This window comes from Tabrizicola fusiformis (genome assembly GCF_013328815.1).
Classification (GTDB): domain Bacteria; phylum Pseudomonadota; class Alphaproteobacteria; order Rhodobacterales; family Rhodobacteraceae; genus Fuscibacter.
In genome coordinates, this window is sequence record NZ_JABUHN010000005.1 from 71,745 (window position 1) to 94,165 (window position 22,421).

The following is a 22,421-nucleotide window of genomic DNA, read 5'->3' on the forward strand; positions in this document are numbered from 1 at the left end:
ATGGCCAACACCTATGACAGCGGGCGGCTGAACCTGCCGTTCGTCGGAATCGCGACCTTCGGCAAGCGGCCCTATGTGCAGGACTGGGACAAGATCGCCGCAGAAGTGGCGGTGCTGGGCGCGCCTTTTGACTTTGGCACCCAGTTCCGGGCGGGGGCCCGGTTCGGCCCGCGTTCGGTGCGCGAGGCGTCCACCCTGTTCAGCTTTGGCCATGCCGGGGCCTATGACCACGAGGACGACTGCACCTATCTGCCGGAATCAGTGCGGATCGTGGACATAGGCGATGCCGATATCGTCCATACCGACACCGCCAAAAGCCACGCCAATATCCGCAAGGGGGTAGAGGCGATCCTGAAGGCGGGCGCCCTGCCGGTGGTGATCGGCGGCGATCATTCGGTGAATATCCCCTGCATTCAGGCGTTTGAGGGGCAGGGGCCGATCCATATCCTACAGATCGACGCCCATCTGGATTTCGTCGATGAACGCCATGGCGTGAAGGTCGGCCATGGCAGCCCAATGCGCCGCGCGGCGGAAAAGGATTATGTGACCGGCATCACCGCTGTCGGCATCCGCAACGTTTCGTCCACCGCCAAGGACGGCTATGACGCCGCCCGGCGGATGGGCGATGATATCCTCTCGGTGCGCCAGTTCCGCGCTTTGGGCGCCGAAGGCGTGGCCAAGCGCATTCCGGCAGGCGCGCGGGTCTATGTGACCATCGACATCGACGGCTTCTGCCCCTCGATCGCGCCGGGCACCGGCACGCCAAGCCACGGCGGCTTCCTCTATTATGAGGTGCTGGAGCTGTTGCAGCATGTCGCCCGCGCGCATGAGGTGGTGGGCATGGATCTGGTCGAGGTGGCGCCGGACTATGACCCCTCGCAATCGACGCAGATTCTGGCGGCGCAGGTGCTGCTGAACTTCCTCGGCTTCATCTTCCACGCCAAGGGCTTTCGCTGACCCGTCAGGGCAGGATGTGCAGCCAGACCCAGATCGTGCCCATCGACAGCGCCGTGGCGATCAGCACGGCGCTGGCGTTCACCCGCTTGGCCACGCCGTAAAGATGCGCGAACATATAGGCATTGACCCCCGGCGCCATGGCCGCCGTCATCACCGATGACCGCAGCGAGGCGGTGTCGATGCCAAAGCCCCAGCGCCCCAGCACATAGGCCAGCCCCGGATGCAGGATCAGCGAGCAACCGCAGATCATCGCAATCGTCGCCCGGTCGCCCTCGGGCTTGTAGCGAAGCAGCACCCCGCCAAGGCCGAACAGCGCCGTGGGGATCGCCGCCCGCACCATCATATCAACCGCAGACATCACCGCACCGGGCAGCGGAATGCCCGACAGATTGACGATGAACCCCGCCGTCAGCCCCAGCACCAGCGGCTGCGAGAAGATGGCCCGCAGGATTTTCGCCCCCAGCGCCGGGGCCGACAGCCCATGGCCCCGCGCCCGCGCCCATTCCATCATCGCAATGCCAAAACCGTAGAAGATCGGTGAATGGATCGAGATGATCGCCAGATTGCCCGCCAGCGCCTCGGTGCCATAGGCGCGCTCGGTGATCGGCAGGCCCAAGAGCAGCGAGTTGGAAAACAGGCAGGCAAAGGCGATGGCGACGGCATCGGTCAGCGGGCGGCGAAAGATCAGCAGCGCCCCGGCAAGTCCGGCAAGGAAACTGGCAAAGGCCGCGATGTAAAAGCTCAAAAGCAGTCCGGCGTGATAGGCACCCGACAAATCCAGCGTGGCGATGGATTTGAACAAAAGCGTCGGCACCGCGAAATTCTGCGCAAAGCGCATGATGCCATCCACCGCAGAATCGGAAAACAGCCCGGCGCGGGCGGCCAGATAGCCAAAGCCGATCACCAGAAAGACCGGCAGGATAACGTCGATCAGCGCGCTCATGGCAGGTTGTCGAACTGCAAGACCATACCGTCATGTGCGGGCTCGATGCCCTTGGCCAGCTCGCCCTGCAAGGTGGCGAAATCCATGTCCAGATGCATGTTGGTCAAGACCGCCCGCGCCGGACGCGCCCGCGCAATCCAGTCCAGCGTCATCGCCAGATGGGCATGGGTCGGATGTGGCTTGCGCCGCAGGGCATCGACGATCCAGCAGTCCAGCCCCGCCAGATGCGGCCAGCTTTCCTCGGGGATTGCCACGGCATCGGGCAGATAGGCCAGCCCGCCGATGCGGAAGCCCAAGGCATCCATTGATCCGTGATCGGCGCGGAACGGCTGGAAGGCAATCGGCCCCGCCGCCCCCGGCACCTCGAACGGCCCGTCGATGCTGCGCAGGTCAAGGATCGGCGGATAGGGGCTGCCCGCGGGCTGCACGAAGGCATAGCCAAAGCGGGAAATCAGCGCCTCTTGCGTCGGACCATCGGCCCAGACGGCCAGGCGCCGGCGCAGGTTGAAGACGATCTGGCGCAGGTCGTCGATGCCATGGACATGATCGGCATGGGAATGGGTATAGACCACCCCGTCCAATTGCCCGACGCCGGCATCCAGCAACTGGTCGCGCATGTCGGGCGAGGTGTCGATCAGCACCCGCGTTACCGCCTCCCCCGCCAGACGCTCGACCAGAAGAGAGCAACGGCGGCGGCGGTTGCGCCGGTCGGTCGGGTCGCAATCGCCCCAATCGCCGCCCAGCCGCGGCACCCCGCCCGAGGAACCGCAGCCAAGGATGGTAAAGCGCAGGCTCGCCATCTCAGGCCGCCTCCGCCCTGCGCGCGGCCTTGGTGAACAGCCGGTCAAAATTCGCCGTGGTGGCGGCGGCGAATTCCGCCTGGGTCAGGCCATAAATCTGCGCGCCGGTCTTGGCGGTAAAGGCGGTATAGGCCGGCTCGTTGCGCTTGCCGCGATGGGGCACCGGCGCAAGATAGGGGCTGTCGGTTTCCAGCAGGATGCGGTCCAGCGGCGCCGCGGCGAAGATGTCGCGCAATTCCCCCGATTTGGGGAAGGTGGCGATGCCCGACATCGACAGATAGAACCCCATCTCCAGCGCCGCCTGCGCCAGCGCCGCACCCGAGGAAAAGCAATGCATGACGCAGGAATAGGGCCGCACCGCCATGCCTTCGGCAAGGATCGCCGCCATGTCCTCATCCGCCGCGCGGGCGTGGATGATCAGCGGCAGCCCGGTTTCCTGCGCCGCTTCGATATGCAGCCGCAGGCTGGTCTTCTGCACCGCCGCGCTTTCGGCGGTATAGTGATAGTCCAGCCCGGTCTCGCCGATGCCGACGAATTTCGGATGCCGCGCCAGCGCCACCAGTTCCGCCACGGTGATCGGCGGGCTGTCCGCCGCGCTCATCGGGTGGATGCCCGCAGCATAAAAGACGCCCTCATAGGCTTCGGCCAGCGCGCGGACCTTGGGTTCGTTGTGCATCCGGGTGCAGATCGTCACCATCCGGCGCACCCCGGCGGCGCGGGCGCGGGCGATGATCTCGCCAACCTGGCCTTCGAAATCCGGGAAATCCAGATGGCAGTGGCTGTCCACAATCTCGGGGGGCATGTCTTTCATCCGGTCCGGCACGACGCTCTTCCGCCCGCCCGTTCATCTTGGCCCAAGTATCCCACGGGGGTCCGGGGGTGTGAAACCCCCGGCGGCGGGCAGGGGTGGGCGGGCTCAGGACCGACGCGACAGCGCGTTCGCCGCCTCGTCGATCTTCAGAACCATATCCATGAGAAGGGCGGCAGGGTCAAGGTTCACCGCCTTGCCGCGCCGCGCCCGCAGCCCCAGATGCTGTGCCAGATCGGCCCAGCCGCGCGCCGCTGCCCAATCCGGCGCCAGCCGCGCGATCACCTCGCCCTCGCCCGGCGCCGCCTCGGGCGGCAATTGGCCAAGGGTGCCCGCCCGCGCCAGCCGGGCAAGGAACAGGTCGATCAGTGTAACGATCAGTTCGAACACCGGCTCGGCGCCGCGCCCGGCGCCGGTCTCGGCCAAAGCCAGCGCGCGGGGCCGGTCCAGCCGGGGCAGCGTTGCCATCAGCCCCACCAGCCGGGCATAGATGTCCAGCCCGCCGGTGTTGGTCATGCGGAACGCCTCGCCCACCGATCCGCCCGCCAATTCCGCCAGCGCCACGCGGTCTTCGGGCGCCACCGCGCCCCCCGCCTGGGTCAGCGCATCCGACAAATCGGCAGGCCCCAGCGGCGCCAGCCGCAATTCGCGGCAGCGTGAGCGGATGGTGGGCAACAGCCGCGCCGGTTGATGCGAGATCAAAAGCAGCGTCACCCGCGGCGGCGGTTCTTCCAGCAGTTTCAAGAGCGCATTGGCCGCCGAGGGGTTCATCTCGTCCACGGAATCGACGATGGCCACCCGGTGCCCGCCATCCGCCGCCGACAGCGCGAAGAAGCTTTTCAGCCGGCGCGTTTCATCGACCGAAATCACATCGGGCAGCTTTTCCTTCTTTTCGTCCCAAGCCCGCCGCAACAGGAAAAGCCGCGGCTCGGTCAGCGCGGCAACATGGCGCGCGACGGGATGGCTTTCGGCAATGTCCAGCGTTTCGGGCGGGGCAGGGGCGAAAAGCCCGCCCTCCTGTGGCGGGGTGGCGAGTAGAAACCGCGCGATCTTCCAGGCCAGCGTTGCCTTGCCCACCCCGCGCGGCCCGGTGATCAGCCAGCCGTGATGCAGCCGCCCCGAAGACCACGCGTCAAGAAACGCCGCCTCGGCCGCCTCCTGCCCGATCAGCCGCGCGGTTTGGCGCGGATGGGGGGCGCCCTCGATCCGGTCGGGTTCGGGGATTTCGACCTCGCTCATAGCCGGGCCAGCGCCTGTTGCAGCACATCGGCGGCCACCGCCTCGGCCGGGCGGGCGCCTGCGATCACGCGAAAGCGGGCAGGGGAGGCGGCGGCAAGGGCCAGAAACCCCGCCCGGGCCTTTTCCTGCAGACCAAGGCCCATGCCCTCGAACCGCAGTTCCTTGCCGGGGCGGGCGGTGGCACGGGCCAGACCTTCGGCCGCGTCGATGTCGATCAGAAAGGTCAGGTCCGGTTCCGCCCCGATCATCAGCGCGTGCAGGCTGTCCACAGTCTGACGCAGGTCACCCCGGGTCAGGCCCTGATAAATCCGCGTGCTGTCGGCAAAACGGTCGCAGATCACCACGGCGCCGCGCGCCAGCGCCGGGCGGATGGTCTTTTCCAGATGGTCACGCCGCGCCGCGGTGAAAAGCAGCAGTTCCGTCTCGGTTGACCAGCGGTCGGTGGCGCCTTCCAGCACCAGACGGCGGATTTCCTCGGCCCCCGGGCTGCCGCCCGGTTCGCGCGTCAGCACCACCTCGCGGCCATGTCCCTGCAATGCCTCGGCCAAGAGCCGGGCCTGGGTGGATTTGCCCGAGCCGTCGATGCCTTCAAAGGACAGGAACCGCCCGGCCATCAGCTTGCCGGAGCCGTGCCGCCCAGATAGGTCGCGCGCAGATGGCCGATGGCGGTGGTCATCCGGGTCACGAAGCCGCCGCGCGGCACATCCGCTTCGGCCACCAGCGGAATGCGGTGTTCCGGCAGGCCCGGCAGGGTGATCACCAGTTCGGCCAGACGGGCGCCCTTGGCCACCGGCGCCGCGATCGGGCCGGTATAGGCCACCTCGGCCTTGAGTCCGTCCTGCACCAGCGCGGGGATCAGGATGCGGACATCCGCAGCGGGCACCAGACCCACGGTATCGGCGGCCCCCATGAACACCGCCGCCTCGGCAAGGCGGGTGTCAGCCTTGGCCACGGTCTTCAGCGCGAATTGGCGAAAGGCCCATGAGGCGATCCGCTCGGCCTCTTCGGCGCGTTCCTTGTCGCTGGCAAGGCCGGTCACCGCAAAGATGATCCGCCGCTCGCCCTGTTTGACGCTGCCGACAAGGCCATAGCCCGCCTCGCTCGTATGGCCGGTCTTCAGGCCATCGGCGCCGATCCCCAGTTTCAGCAGGGGGTTGCGGTTGTTGGCATTGGCGGGGGCGCGGTTTTTATAGTTGAATTCGGTCTGGGCAAAGACGGGGTAGTAATCGGGGAACTCCTCGATCAGCCGCTGCGCCAGAAGGCCAAGATCCTTCATGCTCATCCGGTGGCGCGGGTCTGGCCAGCCCGAGGCATTGGCAAAGGTCGAATCCACCATGCCCAGCGCATGGGCGCGCTCTGTCATCTGGGCGGCAAAAGCCTCTTCGGTGCCCGCCAGCCCCTCGGCCACCACGACGCAGGCGTCATTGCCCGAGTTCACGATCATGCCGTGGATCAGCTCGTCCACCGTGGGCCGGTCGCCCTGTTGCAGATACATGGTCGAGCCGCCGTCCTTGGTCATCTGCACCGCGCGGGCCGAAACCGGAAAGGTGGTGTCCATCTGCACGCGGCCATCGCGCAGCGCCTCGAACAGCATGTTGATCGTCATCAGCTTGGACATCGAGGCGGGCGGCACCGCAACCGTGCCGTTCTTGTCCATCAGCACGGTGTGGGTGGTCACGTCATAGACCCAGGCCGCGGTGGCCCGCGTCTCGAAGGCGGCGGCGGGCAGCGCGGCCAACACAAGCGCGATCATGGCGAACAAGCGGAACATGGTCTCTCCGTTTCAGACAGGGGCCGGGGACTGCCCGGACTGCGGGCCTAGCCGCGTTTCAGGACATAGGCATCGGCAAAGCCGGCGGCCTTGACCTTGGCCAGAACCCCGGCGTCACCCGGTGCGGTGACCGACCAGAAGGTCTTGCCTTGGGCCTTTTCCTCGCGCACCTGGGCGGTGATGCCCGCCTTGGCCAGCGTGTCGGCGGCGCGTTTGGCATTGGCCTCGACCGAGAAGATGCCGATCTGGATCAGCCCGCCGCCAGCGGCGGGTTTTGCCGGGGCGGCAGGTTTCGCGGCCGGCTGGGCCGGAGCGACGGCAACCGGGGCGGCCCCTTTGACGGCCGGGGCCGTCGCGGCGGGCGCCTTGCCTGCGGGGGCCTTGCCGGTCGCGCGGTCAATCGCGGCGGCGGCGCCGGGCACCGGGTCAAGCGTTTCGGTCTCGACCGTTTCGGCGGCGTCAAGAATGGGTTTGGTGGCATCGGGGGCCGCGCTCGGCGCCTCTTCCCGCCGCAGCGCGGTCACCGAAATCTTGCCGGGCTGCCCGGCCAGAAGGCCAAGTGCCGCCGCCGCATCCGAGGAAATCTGCAAGGTCGGGCCGGGGTTGTCCCGCTCGCGCCGGAAAAGGGCGCCGATCACGAATTTACCATTGGCCGGGTTGCGCAGGATCACCCGCTCGGGGTCTTTGGCATCGGGCGAGGCGACCCAGACGCCACCCAGCGACGGGCGGCCATCCCAAAGCGCGGTGTCGGTGACCTGAAATACCTCGGGCGCCTCGACATCGCGGTCGACCAGCTTGACCGATTTTGCCCCGGCGGGGGCCGCGGCCGCGGTGGTGCCCCCCTTGGGCGCCTTCGAGGCGAAGGGACCGCCGCCATCCTGACAGCCCGCCAGAACCGCCGCTGCCGCCGCGAGGATGAGGAACCGCTTCACTGTTGCCTTGCCTGCCATCAAACCACCTCATGCGCGCGTTCTGCGACGCGCTTATCCCCGGGGCGCGGCCGGTCCGCAGCCCCGTTTGGCGCCATGATACAGAGCGATCCACCGACAGGGAAGGGCGCCAGCGCAGCCTTGGCGGAAAACACCGCGTGAAGAGGCCGCCCGCAGGCCGGGAACCGGGTCAGACGAGCCGCCCCCAAAGGTCGTATTCGCCGGCCTCTTCTACGGTCACCGTCACGATATCTCCGGGGGAGAGGTCTTCGAAGCCTTCGTCGATGAACAGGTTGCCGTCGATTTCGGGCGCATCGGCCTTGGTGCGGCAGGTGGCGCCGTCGCCGTCCACCTCATCCACGATAACCTGCATCACCTGACCCACCTTGGCGGCCAGCTTTGCCTCGGAAATCGCCTGCGCCTTGGCCATGAAACGGTCCCAGCGGTCTTGCTTGACCTCTTCCGGCACATGGTCGGGCAGGGCGTTCGAGCGCGCCCCGGCGACGTTTTCGTATTGGAAGCAGCCCACCCGGTCCAGTTGCGCCTCGTCCAGCCAGTCGAGCAGGGTCTGGAACTCGGCCTCGGTCTCGCCGGGATAGCCGACGATGAAGGTCGAGCGCAGGGTGATATCGGGGCAGGCGCGGCGCCATGCGGCGATTTCGTCCAGCGTCTTGGCCGCCGCCGCCGGGCGGGCCATGCGTTTGAGCGTGTCGGGATGGGCGTGCTGGAAGGGGATGTCCAGATAGGGCAGCACCAGCCCCTCGGCCATCAGGGGAATAAGGTCGCGGACATGCGGATAAGGGTAGACATAATGCAGCCGCACCCAAGCGCCGAGCTTGCCCATCTCGCGGGCAAGGTCGGTGATATGCGCCCGCACCTCACCGCCCTTCCACGGGGACAGGTCATGCCGCCGGTCCAGCCCATAGGCCGAAGTATCCTGCGAAATCACCAGAAGCTCGCGCACCCCGGCCTCGACCAGCTTTTCCGCCTCACGCAGCACGGCATGCGCGGGGCGGGAGACCAGCTTGCCGCGCATGTCGGGGATGATGCAGAATTTGCAAGCGTGGTTGCAGCCTTCGGAAATCTTCAGATAGCTGTAATGGCGCGGCGTCAGGCGCACGCCCGTAGCCGGAAGCAGGTCGATAAAGGGGTCGGGTGCGGGCGGCACGGCGCCGTGGACGGCATCCAGAACCGCCTCATACTGATGCGGGCCGGTGACGGCCAGAACCTTGGGATGGGCGCCGGTGATGTATTCGGGTTCGGCGCCAAGGCAGCCGGTCACGATCACCCGGCCGTTTTCCTGCAACGCCTCGCCGATCGCCTCAAGGCTTTCGGCCTTGGCACTGTCGAGAAAGCCGCAGGTGTTCACGATCACCGCATCGGCGCCTTTGTAATCGGGGCTGATCGCATAGCCTTCGGCCCGCAGCCGCGTCAGGATCCGCTCGCTGTCCACCAATGCCTTGGGGCAGCCAAGCGAGACCATGCCGATGGTCGGCTGTCCTGAACGGCGCTCATCGGGAACCGTGGCGCGGGCGAGGTCGGGGCGGAGGAGCGGCGGATTTTGCGACATGCAGGCCGGTATAGCGGAAAGTGCCGGATGGGGCAAACGGGGTAGGTCGGGGTTCACCCCGCCTCCGGCGTGGGTATCGGAGAGTCGGGGTGAACCCCGACCTACGGCAAAAGCCTGCCGCCGCACCGAGGCGATGCTTGTCTTGCCCCTAAGCTGGCGTAGACTCTGGGGAAGTGGTGTTCGGGAGGGGTGCGATGCGCTGGATTGTCCGGGGATTGGGCGGGGTGCTGGTGCTTGTCGTGCTGGCCTTCGGGGCGGTGGCGCTGATCCCGGCAGAGAAGATTGCCGGGCTGGCCGTGGCGCGGTTCGAGACGCTGACGGGGCGCAAGCTTACTCTGGAAGGTGCGGTCAGGCCCAGCATCTGGCCGGTGCTGGGGGTCAAGACCGGCCCTGTCACCATTGCCAATGCCGACTGGTCCGACGAAGGGCCGATGCTGCGGGCCGAGGCGCTGGACATCAGCGTGGACATGGCGGCCCTGATTGGCGGCGAGGTGCGCATCACCGGCGTCACGGCGGTCGGGCCGCAGATCGTGCTGGAGCGGGCAAAGGACGGGCGCGAAAACTGGGTGTTCGGCGGCGCCAATGGCGGCACGGTCACCACCGAAACGCCGGGGGTTGGCACACCCTTCACCCTGCTCAAGGGCGTGGTGACCGGGGGCAGCCTGCGCTTTGTCGATCACCGGGCCGGGCGGCGCGAGGAGTTGACGGCGATGGACGGCGAACTGGCCATCCCCGATTACGAAGGCGCCGCCACGCTCCGGCTGACCGCCAGCCGCAATGGGCAGCCCTTTGCCGCCGATCTGACCATCGGCGCTTTCCGCAGTTTTCTGGATGGCAAGGTTGGCCCGCTGGAGGCCGAACTGACGGCTGGGGCGGCCGAGGCCAGTTTCAAGGGCCGCGCCGGATGGAACCCGGTCGCGGGCGAGGGCGATCTGGTGGCCGATCTGGCCGCGCTGAAGGAAGTGGCGGCGCTGGCAGGTGTGGCGGCCCCGGCGCTGCCGCAGGGTTTGGGCGGTGAAAGGGTGACGGTTGCGGGCAAGCTGACAGTCACCGACGCCGGTTCGGTTCACCTGCGCGGCGGCAAGATCGGGCTGGACGGCAGCACGCTGACCGCCGATGCAGACCTGACCACGGCGGGCGCGCGGCCCAAGCTGTCGGCCAAGGTGACGGCAGGGGCGCTGGACCTGCGCGGGCTGACCGGCGGGCATGGCGGCGGTTCGGATGGCGGGGCGGCTGCGGCAGGCTGGCCCACCGGGCGGCTTGATGCCTCGGGCCTTGGGGCGCTGGATGCCTCGGTCGCGCTGGTGGCCGACAGCGCCGATCTGGGGCTGGCGAAAACCGGCGCGCTGGAGGTGATGCTGACGATCGACCGGGCGCGGGCGGTTTTCGACATCCGCCGCATAGCCGCCTATGAGGGCGTCGTTTCGGGGCAATTCGTGGTGAACGGCCGCAAGGGCCTGTCGGTGGGCGGGGATCTGGGCTTTGCCGGCATCGCCCTGCAACCGATGCTGCGCGACTTTGGCGGTTATGAGCGGCTGATCGGCACCGGCGACCTGCGGGTGAAGTTCCTTGGTTCGGGCGCGTCGGTGGATGCGATCATGCACAGTCTGGAAGGGGCGGGGGCCCTTTCGCTTGGCAAGGGCGAGTTGCGGGGGCTCGACATCGCGGGGATGCTGCGGACGCTGGACACCGGCTTTGTCGGCGAGGGACAAAAGACGATCTTTGACAGTCTGGCAGGCACCTTCACTATGGCGGGCGGGGTGTTGCAGAACGATGACCTGCGGATGGTGTCGCCCTATGTCACCGCGGCAGGTTCGGGCAAGGTGGGTCTGGGCGCGCGCAATCTGGATTACCGGATCAAGGCAACCGCGCTGGCCGATGCCGAGGGGGCGGGCGGGGTGACGGCGCCGCTGATGATCACCGGCCCCTGGGCCAAACCGCGTTTTGCGCTGGATTTGCAGGCGCTGGCCGAACAGGAACTGGCCGACGAAAAGGCAGCACTTGAGGCGGCGGCCAAGGCCAAGGCGGCAGCGCTGGAGGCCGAGGCGAAGGCCAAGCTCAAGGATGAGCTGGGCATTGAACAGCAGGAGGGCGAAAGTCTGGAAGATGCCGCACGCCGCCGCGCCGAAGAGGCGCTGACCGACGAGGCGCGCAAGGCGCTGGAGGCGCTGCTCGGCGGCAACTGACCTGCCCTTGGCCCCGGGGGAGCCGTTTCCCCCTCGCGCCCGGCCCTGCCAGAGGTGGCGAGGGGTGCTTGACGGGGCGAGGGGGATCGGCATTCTGGCGTCATGTTCCCGATCCGCGACCATAACCCGTCGGGCGGCAGGCCCTTTGTGACGCTGCTGCTGATCGCGGTGAATGTCGCCGTGTTTCTGGCCTATTGGCTGGGTCTGCCTTCGGAATGGGCGGTGCAGCGGTTTCTGTTCGACTGGGGGCTGGTGCCGCAGGTGGTGACCTCGGGCTGGCGGATCGAGACGCTGGTGACCTCGATGTTCCTGCATGGCGGCTGGATGCATCTGATCGGCAACATGTGGTTCCTCTGGCTGTTCGGCGACAATATGGAGGATCAGCTTGGCCATCTCCGCTTTGCCGGGTTCTATCTGCTGGCGGGGCTGGCGGCCGCCGCCTTGCAGATTGCCGCCGATCCGGGGTCGGGCCTGCCGATGGTGGGGGCCTCGGGGGCGATTGCCGGGGTGATGGGGGGGTATCTGCTGCTGTTCCCCAAGGCGCGGGTCGATGTGTTGTTCATCTTCCTGATCTTCTTCCGGGTCTTTCCCATTCCGGCATGGATCGTGCTGGGCTTCTGGTTCGGCGCGCAACTGGTCAGCGGTGCGGTTACCCCGTCGGATGCCGGGGGCGTGGCCTATTGGGCCCATGCCGGCGGCTTTCTGGGCGGGCTGGTGCTGACCCTGCCAGCCCTGATCGCCCGGGGCGGGCGCGGCTACTGGCAGCGCACGGCGGGGCACCCGGCCCATCCTGCGGCGGAATACAAGCTGAGCCGCTCGGCGATTCCGCGGGTGCCGCGAAGATAGGCGATTTCTGGGATCAAGGCTTGATTTTTAGGCATTAAAGGGTTTTTCTGAACGCCTCGGTCTCGTGGAGCAGTGGCGTGGCGCAGTTGATTTTCATCGGAACAGACGCGGATGGATTTACCGGCGGTGGCAAGCAAGAGCGTTTCATTCAGGTCGCCGCGCAGATCCTGCCCCGGATGGGGGTCGAGGTGCGGACGGTGCGGACCGTTGACGAGATTGCCGCCTTGAAGACGGGCGACAGAACGGTGGCGGCACTGGTCTACAGTGAGGGCAATGCCACGGCGGAAACCTACCTCGAACTGGAGGACAAGGCCGAGATTTGCCACGAAGTCTTTTCCGACCTGCGTCTGCTGCATCACCCCGATATCGGCCAGATCATCAAGAACAAGGCGGCCAGCGCCGATCTGTTTGAAAAGCACAAGGTGCCTACGCCACGCCGGATGGAAGGCAGCGCCAGCAGCGCCACCTTTTCGAACAGCGCCGACAGCAGTGGCGCGGCGGTGAGCGTTTTCGAGATCGGGGACGAACTTCCCGAGGGGCGTTTCAACACCGAATTTGTGGACACCCGCCACGAGTTCCGCGGAGCCTCCTATTATGTCAGTCTGAGAGCGGTGACGGTCGGCGGGAAATGTCTGGCGACCTATGTGCGGTGCCGCCCTGTCGAGGAGGGCAATCCTTCGGTTCATGCCAAGAATACACCGCGTCAGCCCGGGTTGATCAACTATCTGATGGCGAAAACCGTTCTGCCGAACCAAGAGGAAATCACCGAAGTCTGCGCGCGGCTGGGCACAGCCTTTGGGCCTGGCTTTTACGCCCATGACATTCTGCCGTCCTGCGATGGCAAGGGACTCTTCGTTTGCGAGACGGGCTTCAAATTCGATGAAAGCTCGCTTCGCCGCCGCTTGCGGGGGCTGGAGGACCGGGTGGCGATGCCCGAGCTTTTCAACGATATGGAAAGCATCAAGCGCGCCTATGCGATTGCCGCCGACCCGGATTTCTTCGGCGTCTAACCCGTGGCCGCGGCGTTAGGCGCCTTTTCCGCCAGCTTCACCATCACCCAAAGCGCGTTGTTGAGCGGCACCGGCAGGCCAAGGGCGGCGGCGCTGCGCACCACTGCGCCGTTCAGCGCGTCGATCTCGGTCGGTTTGCCGCGGCGCATGTCCTGCGCGGTCGAGGAATGCTGCCCGGCCATCTGCTCTGCCACGTCCAGCACCTTTTGCCAGAGATCGCCCGGCAGGGCGACGCCCGAGGCTGCGGCAACCGCGCGGCATTCCTCCATCACGGCGCGCATCATGTCCTGCGCGCCGGCTTGGGCATTGATCACGCCATAGGGCTGCCGGGTCAGCGCCGAAAGGGCGTTGTAACAACAGTTTATGGTAAGCTTGGTCCAGAGCGCCGCCTCTGCCGCAGGCGAAACCTCGGCCCGGATGCCCGCCGCCGACAGCCGCTGCGCGGCGGCTTCGGCCCCCGCGCCGGGCGTCAGGATCAACTCACCCCGCCCGTTGTGGCGCACATGGCCGGGACCGGCCATTTCTGCCGCGACATAGACCACGACCGCCCCCACCGGGCGCCCCAGCACCTGTGCGATAAGGTCGGCATTGCCGATGCCGTTCTGCAGGCTGAGGATCGTGGCCCCCGGCGCCAGATGTGGCGCGATGGCGCGGGCCGCCGCTTCGGTATCGCCGGATTTGACGCAGACCAGCACCAGATCGGCCCCGGCCACGCCCGCAGGATCGTCGGTGACATCGGGGTGGGCCATGCGGCGCTGGCCGCCCTCTTCCACGATCAGCCCCGATTGCCCGACCGCCTGCACCAGCGCAGGCCGCCCGATCAGCGTGACCGCCTGACCTGCCAGCGACAGCCGACCACCGTAATAGCAGCCAACCGCCCCGGCCCCCATGACCGCAATCCTGCCCCGTTCCATTCTGCCCCCGCTGCTGCCCTGCCGCAGTCTAGCGGCAGGGCGGGGGCAGAGGCGAGGGGCTCAGAAGCCGATCGGCTCCAGCACCTCGGGTTCGATCACCTCCACCCCCGGCGGCAGGCCGGCTTTCAGCACGCTGGCATCCTGCGCCAGCAGGGGGAAGGTGCGGTAATGGCAGGGGATGACCCAGCGGAACTGGAAATATTTGCGCGCGGCAAAGGCGGCGCGGTCCATGTCCATGGTGAAATGCCCACCGCAGGACAGGATGCCGATGTCCGGCCTGTGGTATTCCGCCATCCAGCCCATGTCGGCCATGATGTCGGTATCGCCCGAAAGGTAGATCACATGCCCTTCGCCGGCGATCATGAACCCGGCCTCGGACCCGGCATAGCGCGGCCCGTCCTCGCCGCCGACCGATGACGAATGGCAGGCGTTGACCATGGTCACCCTGGCGCCGCCCAGATCGACCGTGCCACCCTTGTTGAAGCCGATGCCCTTGACCCCGTCGCGCGCCTGATACCAGGAAATCAGGTCATAGATGCCGACCAGCGGCACATCCAGTTCGCGCGCAAGGGCCAGCGCATCGCCGGCATGGTCGCCGTGGCCGTGGGTCAAAAGAACATGCGTCGCCCCGGCAATCGCCTCGGCCCGACGATCCGCCGGGAACATCGGGTTGCCGGTCAGCCAGGGATCGACCAGCAGAACGGCGCCCTCGACCTCGATGCGAAAGCCCGAATGGCCCAGCCAGGTGATCTTCATGCCGTTTCCTTCCTTGGTTGTCATGGTCACAATCTAGGGGACGAACACCGCCAGACCAGTCGTTTTGATGACAAAGGCGCACTTCAGGCGGGAAATGCCCCACAAGGGGCAGCATGGTGTCTTGCCCTGGCCGCGCCAATGATGGCGCGGGACGAAGAATTTTCGGACGAAAATTCTTCTGCGGGCGCCGGGGGCGGCCCGCAGGTGCCCGTTCATCTTGCGGGGCGGGGGGCAGACCGCTAAACGGGGCGCAATCAGAGTGGAGAGGCCCATGTCCATCGACATCGACACCGCCCGGAAGGTGGCCCATCTGGCCCGCATCCGGGTGCAGGAAGACGATCTGCCCGCGCTTGCGCGTGAACTCTCGGGCATTCTCGGCTTCATGGAGCAGTTGAACGAGGTGGATGTGACGGGGATCGAGCCGATGGTCTCGGTCACGCCGATGCGTCTGGCGCGGCGGGCCGATGTGGTGACCGACGGCAATATTCAGGAACAGGTGCTGAAGAACGCCCCGGATGCAAGGGAAGGCTTCTTTGCCGTGCCGAAGGTGGTGGAATGAGCGCGCCGATGTCGAATGCAAACACATGGACCATTGCCGCCGCGCGTGAGGCGCTGCGCAAGGGCGAGATTTCGGCCGTCGATCTGACGATGGCCTGCCTGACGGCGATCGACGCGGGCGACGGGCTGAACGCCTTTGTCCACAAGACGCCCGAGATTGCGCTGGAGCAGGCGCGGGCGGCGGATGCGCGGCTGGCCGCAGGGGATGCACCCTCGATGTGCGGCATTCCCTTGGGCATCAAGGATCTGTTCTGCACCAAGGGCGTGCCGTCGCAGGCGGCGTCCAACATTCTGCGCGGCTTCCGGCCGGAATACGAATCGACCGTCACCACGCGGCTGTTCGATGCCGGGGCGGTGATGCTGGGCAAGCTGAACATGGACGAATTCGCCATGGGCTCCAGCAACGAAACCTCGACCTATGGCAATGCGGTCAGCCCGTGGCGGCGCGGCAATGACACGACGGCGCTGACGCCCGGTGGCTCGTCTGGCGGGTCGGCGGCGGCGGTGGCGGCGGACCTCTGCCTTGCGGCGACGGGAACCGACACCGGCGGTTCGATCCGCCAGCCCGCAGCCTTCACCGGCATCGTCGGCATCAAGCCGACCTATGGCCGCGTCAGCCGCTGGGGCATTGTCGCCTTCGCCTCCAGCTTGGATCAGGCAGGCCCGATGACCAAGACCGTCCGCGATGCGGCGATTTTCCTGCAGGCCATGGCGGGCCATGACCCCAAGGACAGCACCAGCGCCGACCTGCCAGTGCCCGATTTCGAGGCGGCGCTGACCGGCGACATCCGTGGTAAGAAGATCGGCATTCCGCGCGAATACCGGCTGGATGGTATCCCGGCGGAGATTGACGCGCTTTGGCAGCGCGGCATTGAAATGCTCCGCGATGCGGGCGCCGAGATTGTCGATATTTCGCTGCCGCATACGAAATATGCGCTGCCCGCCTATTACGTTATCGCCCCTGCCGAAGCCTCGTCCAACCTCGCGCGTTATGACGGGGTGCGCTATGGCCACCGCGCCACGCTCTCGGCGGGCGAAGGCATCGTCGATATGTATGAAAAGACCCGCGCCGAAGGCTTTGGCAAAGAGGTGCAGCGCCGGGTGATGATCGGCACCTATGTGCTGTCGGCGGGCTTCTATGACGCCTATTACAACCGTGCCCGCAAGGTCCGCGCCCTGATCAAGCGCGATTTCGAGCTGGCCTTTGCCGCCGGGATCGACTCGATCCTGACCCCGGCCACGCCTTCTGCCGCCTTCGGTCTGGGCGAGATGGCGAGCGCCGATCCGGTCGAGATGTATCTGAACGATGTGTTCACCGTGACGGTGAACCTCGCCGGTCTGCCCGGGATCTCGGTTCCGGTGGGGCTGGATGCCAAGGGGCTGCCGCTTGGTCTGCAACTTATCGGGCGGCCTTGGGAGGAGGGTGACCTTCTGAATCACGCCTATGTGCTGGAGCGCGCGGCGGGCTTTGTTTCCAAGCCCGCGAAATGGTGGTAAGGGGCGGCTGAATCAAGAAACGCCGAGGCAGTTCGAATGCGTGTGAAGGTTGCGGTCATGGCGGCCGCCATTGTGGCAGGTTGCGGCCCGCAGGTGCCCGATTCCGGGGCCGGCGTGGGCTTTAACGATTACAACAGCTATGTGCGGGGCGCGCAGCCCGCGCCGCAAACCCCCGCTCCGACGGCGGGCTTCGATCCGGCAGCGGCTTCGGCGGCGATCGACCGCGCCAGCGGCGTGACGCCTGCACCCGCACCTGCGGCCCCCGCGCCTGTGGCCGGCGTTTCGACCGACGACCGCCCGCGCGGCAATGCCCCGGCGGGGATTCAGGAAACCACCTCGGAAATGGGCTATGCCGCCAATGGCACCGTTTCGGATGAGCAGGATTTCCAAGCGGTTTCTGCCCGCGAAACCATCGAAAGCGACAAGGCCCGGATCGAACGCAACCGCGCGCAGTATCAGGTGGACCAGCCGACCGCCCTGCCGCAGCGCAGCGGCGACAGCGGCCCGAACATCGTGCAATTCGCCCTGTCCACCAGCCACCCGCCGGGCACGCAGATGTATGCCCGCTCGAAGATGGGGTTCACCAACCCCGACCGGGCTTGCGCCAAATTCCCCTCGCCCGATCTGGCGCAGGAAGCCTTCCTGGCGGCGGGCGGACCCGAGAAGGACCGCAAGGGCCTTGACCCGGATGGCGATGGCTATGCCTGCGCCTGGGACCCGCTGCCCTTCCGCACCGCGCTGAAGTGAACGCCTTCCCCTCGCCAAACTTCGGCGAGCGGCGGGGCGGGGCGCAGCCCTCGATCATCGTGCTGCATTACACCGCCATGGCGAGTTGCGCCGAGGCGCGGGCGCGGCTGTGCGACCCGGTGGCCGAGGTTTCGGCGCATTGGCTGATCTCGGAGCGGGGTGAGGCCGAGGCGCTGGTGCCAGAAATGGCCCGTGCCTGGCACGCGGGCGCCGGGGAATGGGCGGGCGTGACGGATGTGAATTCGCATTCCATCGGGATCGAGCTGGCCAATAACGGCAGCCAACCCTTCGCCGCGCCACAGATGACTGCGCTTGAGCGGCTGCTGGATGGCATTATGGCGCGCTGGGCGATCCCGCCGCATCGGGTGATCGCCCATTCCGACATGGCGCCGACCCGCAAGGGCGACCCCGGCGCGCGGTTCGACTGGCGGCGGCTGGCGCGGGCGGGCCTGTCGGTCTGGCCGGGGCAACAGTCTGCCGCGCCCGAAAGCTTTGCCGCCCACGTCCGCGCCTTCGGCTATCCCGAAGCGCCGGAGGCCGCACTTCTGGCCGCCTTTCGCCTGCGGTTCCGGCCCTGGGCCCGCGGGGCGGTGGATGGGGTGGACGCCGGGCTTGCCGCCGATCTGGCGGCGCGGTTCCCGGCGCGGGGCGGGGCCACATCGCCGTAATCCCTTCCCAGCGGAAGGTCAGGGACTGCGAACCGCCGGATCGCGCGCCAGATCCTTGGCCAGCCGTCGCAGCATGGCCCGCACGATCAGCCGGTGCGCCGGCGCGACCGGCAGCATATAGGCCCGCCCAAAGCCGTTATGTGTCACGACGGAGGACGTGATGGCCAGCCGCCCGCCCCCCGTGGTCAGGCAGGTCATCACATCCAGATGGCGGTCCCGCTCGGTCAGGGTCAGAACCTGTGGCTCGGCGCGCTCGACCAGAAAGAAGTCGAGGTGATCGCCGGGCTGCACCGATACCGCCCGCCGCCCGGAAAAACCGCCGATCTGTTTCACCCCGAACCGCGCCGAAATGGCATCGCGGATGCGGAAGGCCAGCGCCATCAGGGGCAGGGGCCGCGCCATTTGCAGGTTCCACGCCTCCAGCGCGGTGAGCGGGTGGGGCAGGGGAATGGACTGGCTGTCATAGAAGGCCAGTTGGGCGCGCGGGGCGATAAGATCGGCGGCAGGAGGCATGGGGCACCGCATGGGATGGGCAATATTGCCCATCCTACGCGATTTCCGCCACCGCCGCGATTGACGCGGTGTCGCGCCGGGGCTAATCCACGACCCGCGCGGATGGCTGGATGACCGCGGGGCGCAAGCTTCGAGGAAAGTCCGGACTCCATGAAGCAAGGGTGCCGGGTAACGCCCGGCGGGGGCAACCCCAGGGAAAGCGCCACAGAGAAGAGTCTGCCCTCGCGTCCGGCCTTGGCCAGACGCCGGGGGTGATGGTGAAACGGTGGGGTAAGAGCCCACCGCGGACCGGGCAACCGGGACGGCACGGCAAGCCCCACCCGGAGCAATGCCGAATAGGGGCCTCGCGCGGAAAGGTCTGCGACTGCCGAAAGGCGATAGCAGAGACCTCCGCAGGGACGCTTCAGCCCAGGGGCCCGGGTTGGCAGCTTGACCGCCGCGGTAACGCGCGCGGCAGAGGAATGGTCATCCAGAGGGCCCGTCGCAAGATGGGGCCTTGGACAGAATCCGGCTTACAGGCCATCCGCGCAGTTTCTGTTCCTGTAGGCACCACGCCGGCCCGGGGCCTCCGGCGGGAGTATTTGGCAAGGTGCAAATACCAGCCGGGCCAGATGCGGAAATCTGCCGCTTTGCTGTTGACTCTCCCCCTGCCATCGGTAAAAGGCGGGCTTCAAGGTTTTACCGGGGAGGCACCGCTTTCCCGATGCAGGAGAGACTATCATGGCCAAACCGGCGACGATCAAGATCCGTCTGAACTCGACGGCTGGCACCGGGCATTTCTATGTCACCAAGAAGAATGCCCGCACCATGACCGAGAAGATGGTCGTGAAGAAATACGATCCCGTGAAGCGGGAGCATGTCGAATACAAGGAAGGCAAGATCAAGTAAGATCTGCCTGTTCCTGATGTGATGTGAGGGCCGTCCGTTTGGGCGGCCTTTTCCTTTTGTGCTAACGCCAGACGCGCATCCGTCTGGCAAAGCTCTGCAGCCTGTCTTCAAGCCAGGGGCTGCCCTTTGGACCAAGGGCGATCATCAGGCAAAGAAGCACAAGGCAGGAAACCGCGCCGATCACAAACATCCAGCCCTTCGCCGCGCCATAGACGGGCGGCAGGGCGGCAAGGCTGAGGATGGTCAGCAAGGTGAGCAGGACCGAGGTGAGGCGGTGGTATCGACGCTGGAAGCCCACATGAATCCACAGATGCAATGGAAATACTCCCAGCCAGACGATTAATCCGGCGATGCCATACGCGACGCCAAGCAGTGGCCAATTCGCAAGGTCGAAACCATTGACGGCAATAAGAAAGATGAACGCGGTCATCCAAACCAGAATCCGCGCGATACGCCCGAACGGCGTGATCGAAGGGCGATCATGAGGCTTGGCTTGCGGCAGCACGCCGTTATGGGCGCGCCGCAGCATTTCGTGTTGCAGCGCTGTTTCAAAGGGGAAGGCCTGATCAAAGGCTGCATAGTCTGACAGCCAGGCGAATTCCCGGTCCAGCCGTTGCATCAGCGCCGGAGTAAAGGCGCGGGCCAGTTCGGGGTCATCTTCGGGCTGCAACGCAAAGCTGTCGCTGATCAATCCGGCGATGGCCCGGCCAAGGGCGGCTTTGCGCTGCGGGTCGGCCATGAAGGGGCTGTCGAGAGCATAGGCAAGGCGCTGTTCGGTTTGATGATCGGGTTTTGGGGTGAGGGTGGTTTGCAGCAGCAGGGCGAATGCGGCCTCTTCTGTCTGTCGGGCGAATTCCGCGGGCGAGGCGGGCGGGACCGTCTGCGGCAAGGGCTCTGCTGGCACGGTCTTTGCGGTGGCCCGGCGCGCGCTCTGCGCCGCGTTTGCTGCGTCGCGCGTGTCGCGCATCGCAAGGGCTGCGTCATAGGCTTCACGCAGCGCGGCAAAACCTTCGATGTCGGTCGCTTGGTCGATCTGCTTCAGGGCGCGGGCATAGGCGCGACGCAGATCGGCGCGGTCGGTCGGCATCCCCTCCAGTCCCAGAACCGACCAAGGCCAGCCGCCCTTACCGGACATAGTCGGCCTCGAACCTGTCCAGCGCGTGATGAAGCTCGGCGCGCAATTCGGTCAGGGCCGGGGTATCCTGCCGCTCGATGGCATCGTCGAGTTGCAACATGAGGTGCAGCACCCAGTCGCGGGCGTCGCCGCGGGCCATGGCATAGCAGGCCTCGATCCGGACGCGCAGGTGGATGTTGCGGGCATCGTCGCGCGGGTGGGTCTTGATCTTGCTCATCTTGGTCAGCGCCTCCGCAATCGCCTCGGGCGACATAGAACCCGCCAACTGCGAGATGACCAGTTGCACCTTGTGGCCGGTCGAGAGCACCGTCACCTCGACCTCCAGCAGGCCGGACACGTCATAGGTGAAGCGCACCTTCACCTGCTCGTGTTCCTTGCGGTTGACCGGCACTGTCACGGTGACTTCGCCCAGCAACAGGTTGTTGGCAACCAAAGGTGCCTCGCCCTGATAAATGCCGAAACGCACCTCACGCTGGCCGGGTTCGACAGTGGCAAAGACCATTTCACGCGAGACGGGCACGATGCTGTTGCGCTGGATGATCGGAGCGAAATAGCCTTCGCGCAGATTGTTACTAATGCGGTGCACAGTATTGACGCCAAGGGTAAAGGCGGAAACGTCGGTCATCACAACATCGTCCAGCGCGGCATCCTGCGCCACCAGCGCGGCCTGCACAGCGGCGCCAAGGGCCACCACATGGTCGGGGTCAAACCCGGCGGCAGGCATCTGGCGCAGGCGGCGGGCGGCATAGGCGCGCACCGATTGCATCCGGGTCGCACCGCCCACCAGCACCAGCCGGTCAACCTGATCGGGCGAGAGGGCGGCATCCGTCAAGGCGCGGTCCAAAGGTGATGCTAGCCGCGCGATGGTCTGGGCGGTGATTTCGTCAAAGCGGTCGCGGGTGATTGTCAGGTCAATGTCGGTGTCCCCAAGCCGGGCGCGGATCGTGGCCTGTGGGGCGCTGGACAACTGGCGTTTGGCCGTTTCCGCCAGCCGCAGCAGGGCGGCGCGCAGCGGCGGGTCATTGGCGTCCACAACGGCTTGCGCCGCGATATAGCGCAGCAGGGCCTCGGTGAAATCCTCGCCTCCCAGGAAGGCATCTCCGGCCGAGGCGCGCACCTCCATAACCCCCTCGAAGAACTCGACGATCGAGACATCGAAGGTGCCGCCGCCAAGGTCGAAGACCAGAACCTTTGCCTCACCCTCGCTTTGGTGCAGGCCATGGGCCAGCGCGGCGGCGGTGGGTTCATTGATCAGCCGGGTTACATTCAGCCCGGCGATGGTGCCAGCGGCGCGCACGGCCTTACGCTGCAACTCGTTGAAGTAGGCGGGAACCGAGATGACCACATCACGGACAACAACGCCCAGATGCGCTTCGGCATCCTCTTTCAGGGCTTTAAGGACCAGCGCTGATAGCTCGGTCGCAGAATAGCTGTCGGCGCCCAGTTTCCAAATCCGGTTGGTGCCCATGCCGCGTTTGAAGACAGCTGCGGCGCGGGCCGGATCGGTCAGGGCCACCTCACGCGCGGTTTCGCCCACCACCAGCCGCCGGTCCAGCAGCGCGACAACCGATGGGGTCAGCACATGGCCAAGGGCGTTCGGGATCAGCCGGGGCTGACCATCCTCGAACACCGCGATGAGGGAATTTGTTGTTCCTAGGTCGATTCCGAAATGCATGTTCTGCCGCA

22 protein-coding genes and 1 other RNA gene are annotated in these 22,421 nt (G+C 66.5%); 10 read left to right on the top strand and 13 right to left on the bottom strand.

Annotated features, from left to right (window positions below; genetic code table 11):
* Nucleotides 1-957 carry an agmatinase gene (speB, locus tag HS053_RS09285; protein WP_174210963.1) on the top strand — a complete coding sequence of 319 codons (957 nt, stop codon included), beginning with the start codon at nucleotides 1-3 and terminating at the stop codon, nucleotides 955-957.
* A gap of 4 nt (nucleotides 958-961) precedes the next feature.
* Here speB and HS053_RS09290 read toward each other — a convergent pair whose 3' ends face one another.
* The 8 genes from HS053_RS09290 to rimO form a co-directional block, all read right to left on the bottom strand.
* Nucleotides 962-1,900, bottom strand: coding sequence for an AEC family transporter (locus HS053_RS09290; protein WP_174210964.1), 939 nt, complete (start codon nucleotides 1,898-1,900; stop codon nucleotides 962-964).
* A complete protein-coding gene (locus HS053_RS09295; RefSeq protein WP_174210965.1) occupies nucleotides 1,897-2,700 on the bottom strand; it encodes an MBL fold metallo-hydrolase in 804 nt (267 codons plus the stop codon). The genes HS053_RS09290 and HS053_RS09295 overlap by 4 nt, the downstream gene beginning before the upstream one ends.
* A gap of 1 nt (nucleotide 2,701) precedes the next feature.
* Nucleotides 2,702-3,511, bottom strand: a complete 810-nt coding sequence (locus tag HS053_RS09300; RefSeq protein ID WP_174210966.1) for a TatD family hydrolase — start codon at nucleotides 3,509-3,511, stop codon at nucleotides 2,702-2,704.
* 105 nt (nucleotides 3,512-3,616) lie between these two features.
* Nucleotides 3,617-4,747: a DNA polymerase III subunit delta' gene (locus HS053_RS09305; RefSeq protein WP_174210967.1), complete on the bottom strand. Its 1,131-nt coding sequence runs from the start codon at nucleotides 4,745-4,747 to the stop codon at nucleotides 3,617-3,619.
* Nucleotides 4,744-5,361: a dTMP kinase gene (gene tmk, locus HS053_RS09310; RefSeq protein ID WP_174210968.1), complete on the bottom strand. Its 618-nt coding sequence runs from the start codon at nucleotides 5,359-5,361 to the stop codon at nucleotides 4,744-4,746. Before tmk ends, HS053_RS09305 begins: the two co-directional genes overlap by 4 nt.
* On the bottom strand, nucleotides 5,361-6,518 hold the full coding sequence (locus HS053_RS09315; RefSeq protein WP_174210969.1) for a D-alanyl-D-alanine carboxypeptidase family protein: 1,158 nt from the start codon (nucleotides 6,516-6,518) through the stop codon (nucleotides 5,361-5,363). The genes tmk and HS053_RS09315 overlap by 1 nt, the downstream gene beginning before the upstream one ends.
* Nucleotides 6,519-6,565: 47 nt before the next feature.
* Entirely contained in the window at nucleotides 6,566-7,468 is a 903-nt protein-coding gene (locus HS053_RS09320; protein ID WP_174210970.1) for an SPOR domain-containing protein, read from the bottom strand.
* A 169-nt stretch (nucleotides 7,469-7,637) separates the two neighbouring features.
* Complete coding sequence (gene rimO / locus HS053_RS09325; protein WP_174210971.1) at nucleotides 7,638-9,017, bottom strand: 30S ribosomal protein S12 methylthiotransferase RimO; 1,380 nt, start codon at nucleotides 9,015-9,017, stop codon at nucleotides 7,638-7,640.
* Nucleotides 9,018-9,211: 194 nt separating this feature from the next.
* Between rimO and HS053_RS09330 the strand changes: the two genes are divergently transcribed.
* The 3 genes from HS053_RS09330 to HS053_RS09340 all read left to right on the top strand — a co-directional run bounded on the left by HS053_RS09330 (nucleotide 9,212) and on the right by HS053_RS09340 (nucleotide 13,059).
* Complete coding sequence (locus tag HS053_RS09330; protein WP_174210972.1) at nucleotides 9,212-11,203, top strand: AsmA family protein; 1,992 nt, start codon at nucleotides 9,212-9,214, stop codon at nucleotides 11,201-11,203.
* Nucleotides 11,204-11,305: 102 nt separating this feature from the next.
* On the top strand, nucleotides 11,306-12,049 hold the full coding sequence (locus HS053_RS09335) for a rhomboid family intramembrane serine protease (RefSeq protein WP_174210973.1): 744 nt from the start codon (nucleotides 11,306-11,308) through the stop codon (nucleotides 12,047-12,049).
* 77 nt (nucleotides 12,050-12,126) lie between these two features.
* Complete coding sequence (locus HS053_RS09340; RefSeq protein ID WP_174210974.1) at nucleotides 12,127-13,059, top strand: hypothetical protein; 933 nt, start codon at nucleotides 12,127-12,129, stop codon at nucleotides 13,057-13,059.
* Here the strand turns inward: HS053_RS09340 and HS053_RS09345 are convergent.
* The gene (locus HS053_RS09345; RefSeq protein ID WP_174210975.1) at nucleotides 13,056-13,973 is read right to left on the bottom strand and encodes a ketopantoate reductase family protein; all 918 of its coding nucleotides are present in this window, start codon (nucleotides 13,971-13,973) and stop codon (nucleotides 13,056-13,058) included. The genes HS053_RS09340 and HS053_RS09345 overlap by 4 nt on opposite strands.
* 60 nt (nucleotides 13,974-14,033) lie before the next feature.
* Entirely contained in the window at nucleotides 14,034-14,729 is a 696-nt protein-coding gene (locus tag HS053_RS09350; protein WP_174211197.1) for a metal-dependent hydrolase, read from the bottom strand.
* Nucleotides 14,730-15,000: 271 nt separating this feature from the next.
* On the opposite strand from HS053_RS09350, the gene gatC reads away from it, so the two are divergent.
* The 4 genes from gatC to HS053_RS09370 are packed head-to-tail and all read left to right on the top strand — an operon-like array spanning nucleotide 15,001 to nucleotide 18,199.
* Entirely contained in the window at nucleotides 15,001-15,288 is a 288-nt protein-coding gene (gene gatC, locus HS053_RS09355) for an Asp-tRNA(Asn)/Glu-tRNA(Gln) amidotransferase subunit GatC (protein ID WP_174210976.1), read from the top strand.
* A gap of 8 nt (nucleotides 15,289-15,296) precedes the next feature.
* Nucleotides 15,297-16,784 carry an Asp-tRNA(Asn)/Glu-tRNA(Gln) amidotransferase subunit GatA gene (gene gatA / locus HS053_RS09360; RefSeq protein WP_174210977.1) on the top strand — a complete coding sequence of 496 codons (1,488 nt, stop codon included), beginning with the start codon at nucleotides 15,297-15,299 and terminating at the stop codon, nucleotides 16,782-16,784.
* A gap of 36 nt (nucleotides 16,785-16,820) precedes the next feature.
* Nucleotides 16,821-17,531, top strand: coding sequence for a hypothetical protein (locus HS053_RS09365; protein ID WP_174210978.1), 711 nt, complete (start codon nucleotides 16,821-16,823; stop codon nucleotides 17,529-17,531).
* On the top strand, nucleotides 17,528-18,199 hold the full coding sequence (locus tag HS053_RS09370; RefSeq protein WP_174210979.1) for an N-acetylmuramoyl-L-alanine amidase: 672 nt from the start codon (nucleotides 17,528-17,530) through the stop codon (nucleotides 18,197-18,199). The genes HS053_RS09365 and HS053_RS09370 overlap by 4 nt, the downstream gene beginning before the upstream one ends.
* Nucleotides 18,200-18,217: 18 nt before the next feature.
* On the opposite strand, the gene HS053_RS09375 is transcribed toward HS053_RS09370, so the two are convergent.
* Nucleotides 18,218-18,712 (bottom strand): DUF2867 domain-containing protein, encoded by a 495-nt coding sequence (locus HS053_RS09375; RefSeq protein ID WP_174210980.1) that lies wholly within the window; start codon nucleotides 18,710-18,712, stop codon nucleotides 18,218-18,220.
* Nucleotides 18,713-18,810: 98 nt separating this feature from the next.
* Here HS053_RS09375 and rnpB point away from each other — a divergent pair.
* Together rnpB and rpmG are read left to right on the top strand one after the other, a co-directional pair.
* Nucleotides 18,811-19,243: RNase P RNA component class A (gene rnpB, locus HS053_RS09380), an RNA gene on the top strand.
* 189 nt (nucleotides 19,244-19,432) lie between these two features.
* Entirely contained in the window at nucleotides 19,433-19,600 is a 168-nt protein-coding gene (gene rpmG / locus HS053_RS09385) for a 50S ribosomal protein L33 (protein WP_008027883.1), read from the top strand.
* 61 nt (nucleotides 19,601-19,661) lie between these two features.
* Here the strand turns inward: rpmG and HS053_RS09390 are convergent, their stop codons facing one another.
* Both HS053_RS09390 and HS053_RS09395 read right to left on the bottom strand, forming a co-directional pair.
* Nucleotides 19,662-20,735, bottom strand: coding sequence for a hypothetical protein (locus tag HS053_RS09390; RefSeq protein ID WP_174210981.1), 1,074 nt, complete (start codon nucleotides 20,733-20,735; stop codon nucleotides 19,662-19,664).
* Nucleotides 20,725-22,410, bottom strand: coding sequence for an Hsp70 family protein (locus HS053_RS09395; RefSeq protein ID WP_174210982.1), 1,686 nt, complete (start codon nucleotides 22,408-22,410; stop codon nucleotides 20,725-20,727). Before HS053_RS09395 ends, HS053_RS09390 begins: the two co-directional genes overlap by 11 nt.
* Nucleotides 22,411-22,421 lie beyond the last annotated feature (11 nt).